At 69.5% G+C, this 15,507-nt stretch carries 14 protein-coding genes and 1 pseudogene; 8 read left to right on the top strand and 7 right to left on the bottom strand.

Annotated features, from left to right (window positions below):
- The 3 genes from A5711_RS15830 to bioB form a co-directional block, all read right to left on the bottom strand.
- On the bottom strand, window positions 1-307 hold a 307-nt coding region (locus A5711_RS15830), incomplete at its 3' end, for a DUF2567 domain-containing protein (RefSeq protein WP_156744962.1).
- 11 nt (window positions 308-318) lie between these two features.
- On the bottom strand, window positions 319-546 hold the full coding sequence (locus A5711_RS15825; RefSeq protein ID WP_067948084.1) for a hypothetical protein: 228 nt from the start codon (window positions 544-546) through the stop codon (window positions 319-321).
- Between the two features lie 14 nt (window positions 547-560).
- A complete protein-coding gene (gene bioB, locus A5711_RS15820) occupies window positions 561-1,595 on the bottom strand; it encodes a biotin synthase BioB (protein ID WP_067948082.1) in 1,035 nt (344 codons plus the stop codon).
- Between the two features lie 131 nt (window positions 1,596-1,726).
- Here bioB and A5711_RS27280 point away from each other — a divergent pair, with 131 nt between their 5' ends.
- From A5711_RS27280 to A5711_RS15805, 4 genes are all read left to right on the top strand, one after another.
- Complete coding sequence (locus A5711_RS27280; protein ID WP_197501001.1) at window positions 1,727-1,900, top strand: hypothetical protein; 174 nt, start codon at window positions 1,727-1,729, stop codon at window positions 1,898-1,900.
- Window positions 1,901-1,978: 78 nt separating this feature from the next.
- The gene (locus tag A5711_RS15815; protein ID WP_067948080.1) at window positions 1,979-3,823 is read left to right on the top strand and encodes a hypothetical protein; all 1,845 of its coding nucleotides are present in this window, start codon (window positions 1,979-1,981) and stop codon (window positions 3,821-3,823) included.
- Window positions 3,824-3,826: 3 nt separating this feature from the next.
- A complete protein-coding gene (locus tag A5711_RS15810) occupies window positions 3,827-4,195 on the top strand; it encodes a hypothetical protein (protein WP_067948078.1) in 369 nt (122 codons plus the stop codon).
- Complete coding sequence (locus A5711_RS15805) at window positions 4,192-5,556, top strand: hypothetical protein (protein ID WP_067948076.1); 1,365 nt, start codon at window positions 4,192-4,194, stop codon at window positions 5,554-5,556. The genes A5711_RS15810 and A5711_RS15805 overlap by 4 nt, the downstream gene beginning before the upstream one ends.
- On the opposite strand, the gene A5711_RS15800 is transcribed toward A5711_RS15805, so the two are convergent.
- Genes A5711_RS15800 through A5711_RS15785 form a run of 4 tightly spaced genes read right to left on the bottom strand, consistent with a single transcriptional unit; the run spans window position 5,553 to window position 9,234 of the window.
- Complete coding sequence (locus A5711_RS15800; RefSeq protein WP_067948074.1) at window positions 5,553-6,062, bottom strand: 2'-5' RNA ligase family protein; 510 nt, start codon at window positions 6,060-6,062, stop codon at window positions 5,553-5,555. The two genes, A5711_RS15805 and A5711_RS15800, sit on opposite strands and share 4 nt — an antisense overlap.
- Window positions 6,062-6,742, bottom strand: a complete 681-nt coding sequence (bioD, locus tag A5711_RS15795) for a dethiobiotin synthase (RefSeq protein ID WP_067948072.1) — start codon at window positions 6,740-6,742, stop codon at window positions 6,062-6,064. Before bioD ends, A5711_RS15800 begins: the two co-directional genes overlap by 1 nt.
- Window positions 6,739-7,923 carry an 8-amino-7-oxononanoate synthase gene (locus A5711_RS15790; protein WP_067948070.1) on the bottom strand — a complete coding sequence of 395 codons (1,185 nt, stop codon included), beginning with the start codon at window positions 7,921-7,923 and terminating at the stop codon, window positions 6,739-6,741. Before A5711_RS15790 ends, bioD begins: the two co-directional genes overlap by 4 nt.
- 6 nt (window positions 7,924-7,929) lie before the next feature.
- Complete coding sequence (locus A5711_RS15785) at window positions 7,930-9,234, bottom strand: adenosylmethionine--8-amino-7-oxononanoate transaminase (RefSeq protein WP_067948068.1); 1,305 nt, start codon at window positions 9,232-9,234, stop codon at window positions 7,930-7,932.
- Window positions 9,235-9,296: 62 nt separating this feature from the next.
- Here A5711_RS15785 and A5711_RS15780 point away from each other — a divergent pair, with 62 nt between their 5' ends.
- The 4 genes and pseudogenes from A5711_RS15780 (at window position 9,297) to glgX (ending at window position 15,504) form a co-directional block, all read left to right on the top strand.
- Complete coding sequence (locus A5711_RS15780; RefSeq protein WP_067948065.1) at window positions 9,297-9,749, top strand: hypothetical protein; 453 nt, start codon at window positions 9,297-9,299, stop codon at window positions 9,747-9,749.
- Window positions 9,750-10,073: 324 nt separating this feature from the next.
- Window positions 10,074-10,739 (top strand): annotated as a pseudogene (gene ripD, locus A5711_RS15775) (NlpC/P60 family peptidoglycan-binding protein RipD); the annotation flags it as partial.
- Window positions 10,740-11,109: 370 nt separating this feature from the next.
- Window positions 11,110-13,266, top strand: coding sequence for an acyltransferase family protein (locus A5711_RS15770; protein WP_067948061.1), 2,157 nt, complete (start codon window positions 11,110-11,112; stop codon window positions 13,264-13,266).
- A 39-nt stretch (window positions 13,267-13,305) separates the two neighbouring features.
- Window positions 13,306-15,504 (top strand): glycogen debranching protein GlgX, encoded by a 2,199-nt coding sequence (glgX, locus tag A5711_RS15765; RefSeq protein ID WP_067948060.1) that lies wholly within the window; start codon window positions 13,306-13,308, stop codon window positions 15,502-15,504.
- Window positions 15,505-15,507 lie beyond the last annotated feature (3 nt).

Genomic DNA, 15,507 nt, shown 5'->3' with positions numbered 1-15,507 from the left:
TCCCCGGCCCCCGGCGCTCACGCCACTGCCACCCCAGCACGGGCGCCACCACCGCCAGCACGGTCAGCAGGCCCAGCATCAGGCACGGCGCGTCGAAGAAGTGCTCGGACTCGGTGCCGAGGTAGTCGTGGACCCGTTCGCCCGCCCGCGTCAGCGCCACCACGGCGTGGATCGGCGGCGCGATCCACGCCCACAGCCCGCCGGCCAGCACCCCGGCCGCCGCGGACCCCAGCCCGGCGATGACGATGGCGCGCACCGGCGGCTTGCGCGGGGCGGTTGCGGCCGGCGGGGCGTCCCGACCCTCCATGGGCCCCAAGGTCACCGCTGGGCCTCCAAGTCGATGGAGTCGACCTGACCGTGCCGCGAGCACTGCGCCCGCCAGCCGTCGGGGCGGACCTGCACGATCATCCGGCGGCCGCATTCCGCGCAGAACCGGGGCGGCTCGAGGCCCAACTGCGCCGCGGTCGGCACCGCCGTGCCCCCCAGTTCCCCGGTGTAGACGTTGTACACGCCGGCGCTGACCGGAGCGCCCAGTTCCCGAACCACAGTCTCCAAGTTTCCTACAGGGTGGCGTTCAGGGCCTTGATGGGCATCTGCAGGTCGTCGAGCAGTTCCAGGTCGGCCTCGGCCGGGCGGCCGAGAGTGGTCAGGTAGTTCCCGACGATCACGGCGTTGATGCCGCCCAGGATGCCCTGCTTGGCGCCCAGGTCGCCCAGGGTGATCTCGCGGCCCCCGGCGAACCGCAGCATCGCGCGCGGCAGGGCCAGGCGGAAGGCGGCGACGGACTTCAGCGCCTCGGGCACCGGCAGCACCTCCAGGTCGCCGAACGGCGTGCCGGGACGTGGGTTGAGGAAGTTCAACGGCACCTCGTCGGGCCCCAGCTCGGCCAGTTCGGCGGCGAACTCCGCGCGCTGTTCGAGCGTCTCGCCCATGCCCAGGATGCCGCCGCAGCACACCTCCATGCCGGCGTCGCGCACCATCGACAAGGTCTGCCAGCGCTCCTCCCAGGTGTGGGTGGTCACCACGTTGGTGAAGAACGAGCGGGCGGTCTCCAGGTTGTGGTTGTAGCGGTGCACACCCATCGCCGACAGCTGCTCGACCTGCTCGGCGGTCAGCATCCCCAGCGAGCAGGCTATGTTGATCTCGACCTCGTTGCGGATCGCCTCGATGCCGGCCGCGACCTGGGTCATCAACCGCTCGTCGGGACCGCGGACCGCGGCCACGATGCAGAACTCGGTGGCACCCGACTTGGCGGTTTGCTTGGCGGCCTCGACCAGGCTGGGAATGTCGAGGCGGGCGCTGCGCACCGGCGAGGCGAACAACCCCGATTGGGAGCAGAAATGGCAGTCCTCCGGGCAGCCGCCGGTCTTCAGGCTGATGATGCCCTCGACCTCGACCTCGGGCCCGCACCAGCGCATCCGCACCTCGTGGGCCAGCGCCAGCAGGTCGTCGAGCCGGTCGTCGGGCAGCTGCAGCACCTGCAGCACCTGCTCCCGGCTCAGCCCCTCGCCGCGCTCGAGTACCTGTTCACGGGCAACCGCCAGGATGTCTGCGTCGTTGGCGCCGGTGGCCGGTCGAGTTGCCGCTTGAGTCACCCGTACTCCCCTGCATCGTCGGTGGCCGCGCACGCGGCCCCCCTGCCCACGGTGGGGGCAGCTGTGAATAAAAGTGTTCAAAGTAGGGTAACGGCCGCAGAACATGCCGCCCGCCGGGGTATCTCACGACAATGACCGATCCGCACGCCGCGTATGTGGCCCACCACATGATCTTGCTGGCGATCCCCGCGTTCTTGCCGGCGATCATCGTCGTCGGCGTGATCCTCTACGTCGCACTCAAGGACCGGCGCTCCGGCGATGACGAGGAGGCCGGGCAGCGCGACGACGACGAAATCGGTGATTGACCGGCCGCCGATTTGGGCATTCCGCTTCCTGCGAGCTGGATCACAGCTCGGGCCCTGTGGTGTTCGGAGGTTTTGACGATGAACTCGACGGAACTGACCTACGTTGCCGAAGCGCCTGCCCGCGGCGCCGGCCTGAACCAGGTGATCGGGCTGTCGGTGGCGGCGGTGGTGATCGCCGCGGTCATGCTGTGGGTCGGTTATGCCCACCGCACCCATCGGATCGAGTGGTTGACGCGGGTGGCCGACAAGCTCGGCGAGAAGTTCCACCGGCCCAATTGGGTGGCGCTGCCGGTCATGATCTTCACGACGTTCATCATCTGCGCCCTGTTCGGGTTCATCTGGGACGTCAGCTGGCACATCGGCAACGGGCGCGACCCCGGCCCGCTGGCCAACCCCGCGCACTACTTCATCATCATCGGGCTGTTCGGAATCTTCGTCGGCGGCGCGGTGTCGATGGTGCTGCCCTTCGACAAGCCGGGGCCCGCGGCGGTACGCATCACCCGCAACTGGTACGCGCCCGTCGGCGGCATCCTGATGGCCGGCTGCGGCATGTACGCGATGATCGGGTTCCCGCTCGACGACATCTGGCACCGGATCTTCGGTCAAGACGTCACCCTTTGGGGCCCAACGCATTTGATGATGATCGGCGGGGCGTGTTTCTCGCTGTTCTCGGTGCTGATGCTGGAGCGTGAGGGCGAGGCGCACGAAGCCGGGGAGGTATTCAACGGCGCGTTCATCTCGTTCCTGCGGTACCTGTCGTTCGGCGGGTTGTTCATCGGCCTGTCGGTCTACCAGATCGAGTTCGACTTCGGGGTCCCGCAGTTCCGGCTGGTGTTTCAGCCGATGCTGATCGCCGCGGCGTCCGCACTGGCCGCCGTCGCCGCCCGCCTGACGATGGGCCGCGGCGCCGCGATCATCGCGGCGGTGTTCGCCATCGCGCTGCGGGGCGCGGTCGCGGTGATCGTCGGCCCCATCCTGGGCGCCCCGATCAACTGGTTCCCGCTCTACCTGGGTCCCGCCCTCATCGTCGAGCTGGTGGCGCTGACGCCGTTGATCAAGCGCCCGCTGGTGTTCGGCGCCGTCTCGGGCCTCGGGGTCGCCACGGTGGGGCTCTGGCTGGAATCGCTGTGGATCGGGGCCGTCTACCACTACCCGTGGCCGACCAGCATGTGGGGCGAGGCGCTGGCGATGTCGGTGCCGGTGGCCGTCCTGACCGGGTTGTGCGGCGCGATGTTCGGCATGGTGCTCACCGGCGAGCGCCTGCCGGGCCGCCGGCTCGCCATCGGCGTCGTCGCGCTGACGGTGCTCGTGATCGGTTGCGCGGTGGCCAACGGGTTGCACATCCTCGTGCCGGGCAAGAACACCGCCACGGTGACGCTGACGGATCTGCCCAGCCCCGCCGGCCAGCGGATGGTGTCGGCCGACGTGATGATCTCGCCGACGACCATGGTCAGCGACCACCCGGACTGGCTGACGATCCTGTCCTGGCAGGGGCGGATGCAGAACGACCGCGGCCTGATGATCGACAAGCTCGCCAAAGTCGGGCCCGGGCACTACCGGTCCACCCAGCCGGTCCCGGTGTGGGGAGACTGGAAGACCCTGCTGCGGGTGCAGGACGGCCGCACCATGACGGCCGTGCCGATCTACGAGCCGGCGGACGATGCCATCCCGGCGCCCGAGGTCCCCGCGCTGGCGTCCAGCACGCGGCCGTTCGTCCTGGAGGTCACCATCCTGCAGCGCGAGCGTGACCAGAGCGCGCCGGCCTGGCTGTTCACCGCCGGTGGGATCGTGGTGCTCTTCCTGACACTGATGGTGATCACCGCCCTGACCTGGGGCGCGGGCCGGATCAACAACGCCGAGAGCGTCCCGACGGTGCCGGAGGCAGAAAAACAGCCCGTGCCCGGCACCCCCAGGGCGGCCTGATCGATGGGGATGCGTAGAGCCCTGGCTGCGGCGTGGGTGGCGGCGCTGGCGTGGGCGTTGATCGCGTGCGGCGGTTCGCATAGCCAGTCGCAGGCCACCGGCGCCGGCCCGACGATCGACGTCACCATCGCCAAGGGGCAGGTGACTCCCACCAACGCCACGCTGCAGGCCAGGGTGCACCAGCCGATCACGGTGAAGGTGACCAGCGACGCTCCCGACGAGCTGCACGTGCACTCGACGCCCGACCACAAGTTCCCGGTGGCCGCGGCGCCCAACCAGACGTTCCAGTTCAGCGCCGACGTGCCCGGCAACGTCGAGGTGGAGTTGCACCACCTGGACCGCACGATTGCGACCGTCCAAGTCCAACCGTGACCGGCGGCGGCGCGACCGTGGTGCTCGCGCACGGGCTCGGCGGATCCGGCGACCTGCCGGTGCCGTACCTGTACGCGATGGTCGGCGCGGCGTGGGCCCTGACGTTCACCTTCGCGCTGGTCGCCTTCGCCTGGCGGCGGCCGCGGTTCGATCCGCTCAAGCCCGGCCGCCCACTGCCGGCGGCGGTGACCGCGCTGGTTGACGCCCGGGCGACGCGGTGGACGACCGCCGGGCTGGCGCTGGTGTTCGCGGCGTGGGCGGTGGCGGCCGGGGTGTGGGGCCCGCGGTCGGAGACCAACGCCCTACTCGGTGTGTTCTACGTGCTGCTGTGGGTCGGCCTGGTGGCGCTGTCGCTGGCGATCGGGCCGGTTTGGCGGGTCATTTCGCCGATGCGGACGGTCTATTTGTTGCTGCGGCGGGCCACGCCCGAGCGCCTGCACCGCCCGCGGCGGTCCTATCCCGAACGCTGGGGCTACCGCCCGGCCGCGCTGGGCCTGTTCGCGTTCGTCTGGATGGAGCTGGCCAGCCCGAACCCCGCGTCGCTGCCGTGGGTGGGCGCGTGGCTGGGTGTGTACGCCGTGGCCATGCTGGTGGGCGCCTGGCTGTGTGGCCAGCGCTGGCTGGCCCGTGCCGACCCGTTCGGCGTGTACAGCATGGCGGTGTCCCGGCTGTCCCCGTTTCGCCGCAACCCGGCGAGCGGGAGGATCGTCATCGGGAATCCGCTCGACCATTTGCCGTCGCTGCCCGTGCGGCCCGGGGTGGTGGTGCTGCTCGCGGTGTTGCTCGGGTCCACGGCGTTCGACAGTTTCTCGTCGTCCCCGACGTGGCGCGGCTTCGCCGACGGGTTATCGCGCGACATCGGCCTGACGCCGGCGCCGGCGTCGTCGCTGCTGCGAACCCTCGGGCTGATTGTCTTCATTTCCGTTGTGGCGGTGACCTTTTCGCTCGCCGCGCGCGCGACGGGCGGCGTGGACCGCGACCAGCGCCGCGCCCTGCCCGGCCAGATGGCACATTCCCTGATCCCGATCGTGGTGGGCTACATCTTCGCCCACTACCTCACCTACCTCGTCGAGCGCGGACAGCAGGCCGTGTTCGCGCTGGCCGACCCGCTCGGCCACGGCTGGAATTTGCTGGGACTGGCGCACCAGCAGGTGGCCTACGTGTTGTCGGCGCACCCGCCGGTGCTGGCCGGGATCAAGGTGGCCTGCGTGGTGACCGGCCACATCCTCGCGGTGATCGCCGCCCACGACAAGGCGCTGCGGCTGCTGCCCAGCGGGCACCAGCTCACCGGACAGCTGACCATGATGCTGGTCATGGTCGGCTACACCTTCACCGGCCTTTACCTGCTGTTCGGCGGCTAGCGGATCAGGTAGTCGACCTTCTTCTCGCCGTTCCAGTGGCGCAAACCGGCGAAGCTCCCCTCGACGAGCTGGGGCCGCCCCGCGATCCGCAGCGACCGGCTCAGCGCCGGTCCCGCGACGCGACGGGCCAGCGTGACGTGCGGCGTCCAGTAGCCGGGCAGGCTGGTGGGGGCCGGCGCGGGGGCCAGGAGCTCGCCGCACAACCGGTGCACCTGCGCGTGGAAATCCAGCAACTCCGCCGTCGGCACGATGAGCCGGGCCAGGATCGCGTTGGACCGCCCGAGCAGCAGCGACGGGCCGACGGCACAGCCCAGCGGCAGCCGGCCGGTCAGCGGCCGGAGCGCGGCGTCGGCCTCCTCGGCGATGCGGTCGGCCACCGCGAGCGTGACGTGCGGCCGCCCGGCCGGTGCCTGACTGGGAATTCCCGCGCACGCCAGCGCGTCCCAGAGCCCGCGGATCGTCGCCTCGGTCTCGCCGTCGAAGAGCAGCTCGATGGAATGCACCATCAGCGGACCAGCGTGGCGACCCAGTCGCGGTCGAACGCCGCGGCGCTCATGGCCGCGAACTGCGCGGCGTCCATCGATCCGGCCCCCGCGGGCAGCGCGGCCCGCACCGGGGCCAGCCGGCCCAGCGCGGAGCGGTTCGAGGTCTCCACCAGCCCGGGGTGCACCGGCCAGCTGCCGATGACCAGGCCGGCGCACGAAACATCATGGGCGGCAAGCGATTCCAGCGTCAGCGCGGTGTGGTTGAGGGTGCCCAGTTCGGCGGTCACCGCGACCAGTGCCGCGGCGCCCAGCTCGACGGCCAGATCGCGCAGGGTGAAGCCTTCGGCGGCGAGCTCGACGAGCAGCCCGCCGGCCCCTTCGACCAGCGTCAGCCGCCCCGGTCGGTCCAGGCCGGCGATGAGCCGCAGCACCTGTTCACCGGTGGGCAGCGCCGCGCCGGCCAACTCGGCCGCGGCGGCCGGCGCCAGCGGTTGCGGGTAGCGGGCCAGCCCGGCCAACTCGGTCGCGCCGGACAGCCGGGCGACCTCGGCCAGGTCGTCGTCGCCGGTGTCGGTGCCGGTCTGGACCGGTTTGCACACCGCGACGTCGATGCCGGCCTGACGGGCGTGACAGGCCAGCGCGGCGGTGACGACGGTCTTGCCGACCCCGGTTCCCGTCCCCGTGACGACCAGGACGGTCAAGGGCGCGTCACAGCAAGCACGTCGGTGAGCACCCGCCGGGCGATGTCGAGTTCGGCCGCATCCAGCGACGCGCGGGCGGTCAGCCGCAGCCGGGAGGTCCCGGCCGGCACGGTCGGGGGCCGGAAGCAGCCCACCTTCACGCCGGCGTCCAGGCAGGCGGCCGCGGCGGCCAGCGCCACCTCCGGGTCCCCCAGGATCACCGACACCACCGCCGACTGCGGGATCTCGGGCACGTCGCACGCGTCGGCCAGCATGCGGGCATGCCGCAACACCGCCTCGGGCCGCCACGGTTCGGCCCGCAGCACACTCAGCGCCGCCCACGCGGCGCCCACCGCCGCGGGCGCCAGGCCGGTGTCGAAGATGAACGTCCGGGCCGCGTCGATCAGGTGGGCCCGCACCGCCGCCGGCCCGAGCACCACTCCGCCCTGACTGCCCAGCGCCTTGGACAGCGTCGTGGTCAGCACCACGTCGGGGGCGCCCGCCAGCCCGAGCTCGTACAGCAGCCCGCGCCCGCCCCCGCGCACGCCGAGGCCGTGGGCCTCGTCGACGATCAGCAGCGCGCGGTGCCGGCGACAGACCTCGTGCAGCTCCCGCAGCGGCGCCAGGGCGCCGTCGGCGCTGAACACCGACTCGGTGATGACGACGGCACGCTCCTCGTCGCGCCCGGCGAGGGCCGCCTCCACGGCATCGACGTCGCGGTGCGGCGTGATCGCCACCCGGGACCGCGACAGCCGGCAGGCGTCGACCAGGGAGGCGTGCGAAAGCTCGTCGGACACCAGCAGCGCGCCCCGGCCCGACAGGCCGACGACCGCGCCCAGGTTGGCCGCGTATCCGGACGAGAACAGCAATCCCGATGCGGCGCCGACGTATTCGGCGAGCTCGGACTCGAACTGCTGGTGCAGTTCGGTGTCGCCGGTGACCAGGCGGGAACCGGTGGAGCCGGCGCCCCACATGCGCAGCGCCGCGACGCCGCCCTCGATGACGTCGGGGTGCTGGGACAGCCCCAGGTAGTCGTTGGATGCCAAGTCCAGCTCGGTGGCGACGGCGGGCCGCGGCCGCAACGACCGGCGCAGCCCGGCCTCGCGGCGCTGACTTTCCACCGCCTCCAGCCAGGCCAGCGGCGTGGGGGTATCACCCGCTTGCGGGGGAGTCTCGATCGGTGCCCGCGGGAAGGCGTTCATGGGCCTTCAGCCTACGAGGCGCGCGACCTCGATCATCGCCGAGGTGATCTGGGCGACCTCGCCGTCCGAGCAGATGTAGGGCGGCATCGCGTAGACGAGGTTCCGGAACGGGCGCAGCCAGACGCCGCGATCCATGGCCGCCGGGGTAGCGACGGCCAGGTCAACCGGGCGTTCGCATTCGATGACGCCGATCGCGCCGCGCACCCGCACGTCGGTCACGCCGGGCAGCGCCCGGGCGGGTTCGAGCCCGGCCGTCAGGCCGGCGGAGATCTCGGCGACCCGCGCGCGCCAGTCCTGGCCGAGCAGCAGCTCGACGCTGGCCACCGACACCGCGCAGGCCAGCGGATTGGCCATGAAGGTGGGGCCGTGCATGAGCGCGCCGGCCTCGCCGGTGCTGATGGTGTGCGCGATCTCGGTGGTGCACAGGGTGGCGGCCATGCTGAGGTATCCGCCGGTCATCGCCTTGCCGACGCACATGATGTCGGGGCTCACCCCCGCGTGGTCGGCCGCGAACAGCTCGCCCGTGCGGCCGAAGCCGGTGGCGATCTCGTCGAAGATCAGCAGCACGTCGTGCCGCCGGCACGCCTCGCGCAGGTCGCGCAGGTAGCGGGGGTCGTGGAAGCGCATCCCGCCCGCACCCTGCACCACCGGCTCGACGATGACGGCCGCCAGTTCACCGGCCTGCCTGCTGAGTTGCTGCTCGAACGCCGCGCTGTAACCGGGGTCGTAGTCGCGCGGCACCTGCGGCGCGAACACCTGGCGGGCCAGGATGTCGGTCCACAGCGAGTGCATGCCGCCGTCGGGGTCGCAGACGCTCATCGGCGTGAAGGTGTCCCCGTGGTAGCCGCCCCGCCACGTCATCAGCCGGTGCTTGCCGGGCCGGCCGCGGCTGCGCCAGTACTGCAGCGCCATCTTGACCGCTACCTCGACCGACACCGAGCCCGAGTCGCTGAAGAAAACGGTGTCCAGCCCCGCCGGGGTGATGTCCACCAGCAGCTGCGCCAGCCGGGCGGCCGGTTCGTGGGTGAGCCCGCCGAACATGACATGGTTCATCACACCCAACTGCCTGGTCAGCGCCTCGTCCAGCACGGGATGGCCGTGCCCGTGGATCGCGGTCCACCAGGAGCTCATCGCGTCGAGCGCCTGGATCGGCCGGCCGTCGCGGATCAGGGTCAGCCAGGCGCCGCGGGCCGCGACGGCCACCACCGGCGCGACGGCTTCGCCGCCGATCGTGCTGTACGGGTGCCACAGATGCGCGGCGTCGATCGCGCTGATCTGCTCGGGCGTCAACCCGGCCGTCGCCGCAGGCATAGTGATCGAGGGTAAAGCAGCCGAGTCGCACAAAGTCCGCCCATCGGGGAGCATGGGATCCGATGGCTACGCCGCATTCGCCCGGCAAACCCGCCGCGGGCGCGTCCGAGACCGCGAAAACCAATTCCCCGGTGGTCGATTACGACGACGAAGCGCCGCGGGTCATTCGCGTGCGGCTGGCCCCGTGGGACGTCGTTTCCACGATCGCGCTGTTGGCGGTGCTCGTCATCCTGGCCACCGCGACGACGTGGCCGGACCGCCTGTTCGGCTTCCTCGAGCACGTGTGCGCGGACGAGACCTGCGGGCCGGTGCCCTTCGGGATCGACTACTACATCCGCCCGGTGGTGTGGGGTGGCATCGGCGCGGCGATCGCCGCCGCGGTCGTCGGCCCCCTCGTTTCCATGCTGAAGGGCTGGTACATGTCCTTCTGGCCGGTTCTGGCCCTCACGCTGGTCATGGTCAGCTCGGTCGTCGGCTCCCTGCTGACCACCTTCAGCGAACGCTATTGGCTCTAGGCCAACCGCCGCAGCGGTTGGTCCACCCATGGGTCCGACTGAGACCGAAATCACAACTGCGCATACGGGATTCGTGTCGCGCAGTCACCGTCCGGTCACGGTACGACAAAAAATCCCGCCGGAGCCTGGCGGCTACCACCTTCTGTTGTCAGAGTGGTTTCAGTGACTGATGTGAAAACAGGGGCGTCGTGCCCGCTGTCACATCCGCAAGTGTCATGCAGCGGCGCCGGCCCCAACGTGGGGGTCCTCGCCCAGGCATGGATCGGCGGCGGACGCGTGAAGTCACCGCGCTGAGGCCACTGAGCGCCTGAGAGGCCAAGAACAATGAAACGCATCTACGCCTTCGCGATCGGTCTGGCGATGCTGGCGGCCCCGCTGGTCGCCCCCGCGGTCGCATCCGCCGAGCCGGGTATCCGGCCGATGGACTACCAGCAGGCGACCGACGTGGTGATCGCGCGCGGGCTGTCGCAGCGCGGCGTGCCGTTTTCCTGGGCCGGCGGGGGCATCAACGGTCCCACCCGCGGCACCGGTTCCGGTATCAACACCGTCGGCTTCGACGCCTCGGGCCTGATGCAGTACGCCTACGCCGGCGCGGGCATCAAGCTGCCGCGTTCGTCCGGGGCGATGTACAAGGTCGGTCAGAAGGTGCTGCCGCAACAGGCGCAAAAGGGTGACCTGATCTTCTACGGGCCGGAAGGCACGCAGAGCGTCGCGATGTACCTGGGGAACAACCAGATGCTCGAAGTGGGCGACGTCGTCCAGGTTTCGCCGGTGCGCGCCAACGGCATGGCTCCGTACCTGGTCCGGGTCCTCGGGGTCCAGCCGGCACCGGCCCAGCAACTGCCGCAGCAGGTGCCGACGCAGACGCCGGCGCAGCAGGCCCCGCTGCAGCAGGCCCCGCTGCAGCAGCCCCCGCTGCAGCAACTGCCCGCGCAGCAAGCGCCGACGCAGCAAGCCCCATTGCAGCAAGCGCCGGTGCAGCAAGTGCCCGCCCAACAGCAGGCGCCGCTGCCGCAGGCCCCGGCCCAGCCGGCACCGGTGCAACCGGCGCCCGTGCAACCGGCACCGGTGCAGCAAGCGCCGCTGCAGCAGCAGTCCGCGCTAGCCCCCGTCCAGCAAGCACCGCTGCAGCAACTCCCGGCGCAACGGGCCCCGCAGGCCCCGCTTCCGCAGCTGCCGACGCAGCTGATTCCGCCGCAGCAGGCCCCGGTGCAGCTGTTGCCGCCCCAGCAATCACCGTTCCTGCCCCCGGCCCCCGGCACCGCCCGGTAGTTTTCCGGGCGCTTCGGGACCTGTCGGACACCGCCACCTGCTCCTAAACGGGAGCGGGTGGCGGTTTTCGGTAAATTAGCGGTCGATCATGTCGACCCTGTCCCCTGCTCCCCTGCCGATCGCGACCGAGGAACCGGCCGCTACGGGAACGCGGAATGCGGGGTTCTACCGCTACGACCTCGACGGGTTGCGGGGCATCGCGATCGCGCTGGTCGCGGTGTTCCATGTCTGGTTCGGCCGCGTCTCGGGCGGGGTCGATGTGTTCTTGGCGCTGTCCGGATTCTTCTTCGGCGGCAAGGTCATTCGCGCGGCACTGAATCCGGCCGTCACCCTGTCGCCGGTTGCCGAGGTGATCCGGCTCGTCCGCCGCCTGGTCCCCGCGCTGGTCGTGGTGCTGGCCGGGTGTGCGGTGCTGACCATCCTCGTGCAACCGGAGACCCGCTGGGAGACCTTCGCCGACCAAAGCCTCGCCAGCCTCGGCTACTACCAGAACTGGGAGTTGGCCAACACCGCGTCGGACTACCTGCGCGCCGGCGAGGCCGTCAGCCCCCTGCAGCACATCTGGTCCATGTCGGTGCAGGGCCAGTTCTACGTCGGCTTCCTGCTGTTGATCGCCGGCTGCGCGTACCTATTCCGGCGCCCGTTGGGCGCCCACTTGCGCACCCTGTTCCTGGTGTTGCTGACGGCGCTCACGGTGGCGTCGTTCGTCTACGCGATCGTGGCGCATCAGGACGACCAGGCCGCCGCCTACTACAACAGCTTCGCGCGCGCCTGGGAGTTGTTACTCGGGGCGCTGGTCGGCGCCGTGGTGCCGGCCATCCGCTGGCCGATGTGGTTGCGGACGGTGTTGGCCACCGTCGCGCTGGCCGCGATCGTGTCCTGCGGTGCCCTGATCGACGGCGTGCAGGAGTTTCCCGGCCCATGGGCCCTGGTGCCCGTCGGGGCCACCATGCTGATGATCCTGGCCGGGGCGAACCTGCAGCGTGATCCCGCCACCAGGGACCGGCTGCCACTGCCGAATCGTTTGCTGGCGGCCGGGCCGCTGGTCGCGCTGGGCGCGATGGCGTATTCGCTCTACCTGTGGCATTGGCCGCTGCTGATCTTCTGGCTGTCCTTCACCGGGCACCGGCACGCCAACTTCGTCGAAGGCTCGGCCGTGCTGCTGGTATCGGGCCTGCTCGCCTACCTGACCACCCGGCTCGTCGAGGACCCCCTGCGCTACCGCGCCTCCGGGAAGTCACCGGCGCCCACGCCCCCGTGGCTCGCACGCCTGCCCAGGCCCACGATGGCGCTGGGAACCGCGATCGTGCTCCTCGGCGTGACGCTGACCGCGACGTCGTTCACGTGGCGCCAGCACGTCACGGTCCTGCGCGCCGCGGGCAAGGAGCTCAGCGTGCTCAACCCGCAGGACTATCCGGGGGCGCGCGCCCTGACCGAGCGCGTGCGCGTGCCTGCGTTGCCGATGCGGCCCAGCGTGCTGGAGGTCAAGGAAGACCTGCCGTCCTCCACCCGCGACGGTTGCATCAGCGACTTCGTCAACCCGGCCGTGGTCGTTTGCACCTACGGCGACGTGGCCGCCGACCGCACCATCGCGCTCGCGGGTGGGTCCCACGCCGAACACTGGCTGCCCGCGCTGAGCCTGCTCGGCCAGATGCACCACTTCAAGGTGGTGACCTATCTCAAGATGGGCTGCCCGTTGTCCACCGAGGAAGTCCCGTTGATCATGGGCAACAACGCCGCCTACCCGCAGTGCCGGGAGTGGGTGGAACAGACGATGACCAAGGTGATCGCCGACCATCCCGACTACGTGTTCACCACGACCACCCGGCCGTGGAACATCAAGCCCGGCGACGTGATGCCGGCGACCTACATCGGGATCTGGCAGAGGTTCTCCGACAACAACATTCCGATCCTCGGCATGCGGGACACCCCATGGCTGGTGAAGAACGGCCAGCCGTTCGACCCGGCGGATTGCCTCGCCAAAAAGGGCGGCAGCCCCCAGGCGTGCGCGATCAAACGTTCCGACGTGTTGTCCGACCGTAACCAGACCCTCGACTTCGTCACCCAGTTCCCGCTGCTGAAGGTGCTCGACATGTCCGACGCGATCTGCCGTGCCGACGTGTGCCGCCCGGTCGAGGGAAACGTGCTGATCTACCACGGTGCCCACCACCTCACCCCCACTTACGTGCGAACCATGACAGGGGAATTGGGCCGCCAGATCGCGGCCAGCACCGGTTGGTGGTGACGCGCCCGGCCGCCGCCGAGCGCGGATAAGGTCATTAAGGTGCCGACCGACAAATACGCTTCAGAAACAGGCGTTACTGGTAACCAACAGCCGAAACTGGCCACCGTGTGGCCGGGGACCCCCTATCCGCTCGGAGCTTCCTATGACGGCGCGGGGACCAACTTCTCGTTGTTCTCCGAGGTAGCCGAGCGGGTCGAGTTGTGTCTGATCGACCACGCCGGAGCGGAGTCGCGGATCCCCCTCGATGAGGTTGACAGCTTCGTCTGGCACGCCTACCTGCCCAACATCACCCCCGGCCAGCGCTACGGCTTCCGGGTGTACGGGCCCTTCGACCCGTCGGCCGGCCATCGGTGCGACCCGAGCAAGCTGCTGCTCGACCCGTACGGCAAGGCCTTCCACGGCGACTTCACCTTCGGGCAGGCGCTGTTCTCCTACGACCTGAACGCGGTCCACCTCGACGACCCCAATGCCGACAACGCCGACCCGGGGACTCCCCCGATGGTCGACTCGCTGGGCCACACCATGACCAGCGTGGTGAGCAACCCCTTCTTCGACTGGGGTTCCGACCGCGCGCCGCTCACCCCCTACCACGAAACGGTGATCTACGAGGCCCACGTGAAGGGGATGACGCAGACCCACCCGGGCATCCCCGAGGAACTCCGCGGCACCTACGCCGGCCTGGCCCACCCCGCGGTGATCGATCACCTCAAGTCGCTCAACGTCACCGCGCTCGAGCTCATGCCGGTGCATCAGTTCATGCACGACTCGCGGCTGCTGGACATGGGATTGCGAAATTACTGGGGCTACAACACTTTCGGGTATTTCGCGCCGCACAACCAGTACGCGTCCAACCGCAACTCCAGCGTCGCGGAGTTCAAGTCCATGGTGCGCAGCTTCCACGAAGCGGGCATCGAGGTCATCCTCGACGTGGTGTACAACCACACCGCCGAGGGCAACCACCTGGGGCCGACCATCAACTTCCGTGGCATCGACAACGCGGCGTATTACCGGCTGATGGACACGGACCTGCGGTTGTACAAGGACTACACCGGCACCGGCAACAGCCTCAACCCGCGCCACCCGCACGTATTGCAACTGATCATGGATTCGCTGCGCTACTGGGTGACCGAGATGCACGTCGACGGCTTCCGCTTCGATCTGGCCGCCACACTCGCACGCGAGCTGCATGACGTCGACCGATTGAGCGCGTTCTTCGATTTGGTGCAGCAGGATCCGATCGTCAGCCAGGTCAAATTGATCGCCGAACCGTGGGACGTCGGCGAGGGCGGCTATCAGGTGGGAAATTTCCCGGGTTTGTGGACGGAGTGGAACGGGAAGTATCGCGATACTGTGCGTGACTACTGGCGGGGCGAGCCCGCAACCCTTGGCGAGTTCGCGTCCCGGCTGACCGGGTCGTCGGACCTGTATGAGGCGACCGGCCGGCGCCCCAGCGCCAGCATCAACTTCGTCACCGCCCACGACGGGTTCACGCTCAACGACCTGGTGTCCTACAACGAAAAGCACAACCTGGCCAACGGCGAAGACAACCGCGACGGCGAAAGCCACAACCGCTCGTGGAACTGCGGCGTCGAGGGACCCACCGACGACCCGGACATCACGGCGCTGCGCTGCCGCCAGATGCGCAACTTCTGGGCGACGCTGATGCTCAGCCAGGGCACGCCGATGATCGCGCACGGCGACGAGCTGGGCCGCACCCAGAACGGCAACAACAACGTGTACTGCCAGGACTCCGAATTGTCTTGGATGGATTGGTCATTGGTCGACAAGAATTCGGACCTGCTGGCGTTCGCACGCAAGGTGACCACGCTGCGCAAGAACCATCCGGTGTTCCGCCGCCGCCGGTTCTTCGAGGGCGAGCCGATCCGAAGCGGCGAGGAGGTCCGCGATATCGCCTGGCTGAATCCGAGCAGCCGCGAGATGACGCATGAGGACTGGGGCGAGAGCATTCACAAATGTGTGGCGGTGTTCCTCAACGGCGAGGCCATCACCGCACCCAACGCACGCGGCGAACGAGTCGTCGATGACTCATTCCTGTTGTGCTTCAACGCCGGTGACGAACCCGTGGAGTTCGTGATGCCGAACGACGACTATGCCCAGGAGTGGACCGTGGAACTGGACACCAACCATCCGTCGGGTGACGCCGACCAACTGGTGCATGCCGAAGAGAAAGTCTCACTGCCCGGACGTTCGCTTCTGGTATTACGTAAGACCATGTGACGC

It is taken from the genome of Mycobacterium sp. E2238, assembly GCF_001672665.1.
In the GTDB taxonomy this organism is placed as follows: domain Bacteria; phylum Actinomycetota; class Actinomycetes; order Mycobacteriales; family Mycobacteriaceae; genus Mycobacterium.
This window is presented reverse-complemented; position numbering and strand designations above follow the sequence as displayed.

What these genes read in the sequence shown, in the direction of transcription:
- A5711_RS15790 (WP_067948070.1), bottom strand. Translation starts at nt 7,923, where the DNA reads ATGAACGCCTTCCCGCGGGCACCGATCGAGACTCCCCCGCAAGCGGGT.
- A5711_RS15770 (WP_067948061.1), top strand. Translation starts at nt 11,110, where the DNA reads ATGTCGACCCTGTCCCCTGCTCCCCTGCCGATCGCGACCGAGGAACCG.
- A5711_RS15815 (WP_067948080.1), top strand. Translation starts at nt 1,979, where the DNA reads ATGAACTCGACGGAACTGACCTACGTTGCCGAAGCGCCTGCCCGCGGC.
- A5711_RS15780 (WP_067948065.1), top strand. Translation starts at nt 9,297, where the DNA reads ATGGCTACGCCGCATTCGCCCGGCAAACCCGCCGCGGGCGCGTCCGAG.
- A5711_RS15800 (WP_067948074.1), bottom strand. Translation starts at nt 6,062, where the DNA reads ATGGTGCATTCCATCGAGCTGCTCTTCGACGGCGAGACCGAGGCGACG.
- A5711_RS15785 (WP_067948068.1), bottom strand. Translation starts at nt 9,234, where the DNA reads ATGCCTGCGGCGACGGCCGGGTTGACGCCCGAGCAGATCAGCGCGATC.
- A5711_RS15810 (WP_067948078.1), top strand. Translation starts at nt 3,827, where the DNA reads ATGGGGATGCGTAGAGCCCTGGCTGCGGCGTGGGTGGCGGCGCTGGCG.
- A5711_RS27280 (WP_197501001.1), top strand. Translation starts at nt 1,727, where the DNA reads ATGACCGATCCGCACGCCGCGTATGTGGCCCACCACATGATCTTGCTG.